Genomic DNA, 413 nt, shown 5'->3' with positions numbered 1-413 from the left:
ATAAAGTCCTGCATCCGGGTGCTCTGCTTTATTACCTGAATAGGACTTACGCAAAATATATCCGTATTGGTATATAAATATCAGCCGTTACGGGGTACAATCGTTGCCTATGAAGGCGAGCAGATACTCCGGACTGAAGCCCACGCGTCGGGATTACTGCCAGTTCATAATTGCAACATTGGTCAACTACACGCAAACCTATATGGCCGAGCACCAACCGGTTTTCTCGCATGACGCCATAAACCGTTACCTCATGACGGACGACGTGTCGCAAACTGCCGTCTGGCAATCAGTCGCACACCTCGTCCGTCGCAGCGGGAATGCCTGCCTTATATTCGACGACAGCGTGCTGGACAAACGCCACTCCTTCAAGATAGAACTGGTGAGGAGCCAATATAGCGGCAACGAGCATG

Annotated in this window: 1 pseudogene; it reads left to right on the top strand. The window is 50.6% G+C overall.

Going from position 1 to position 413, the window contains the following annotated elements:
• Positions 1-109: 109 nt before the first annotated feature.
• Positions 110-413: pseudogene (locus ACYQ1H_RS15580) on the top strand (IS701 family transposase); the annotation flags it as partial.

The organism is Methyloparacoccus murrellii, assembly GCF_054657115.1.
This window is presented reverse-complemented; position numbering and strand designations above follow the sequence as displayed.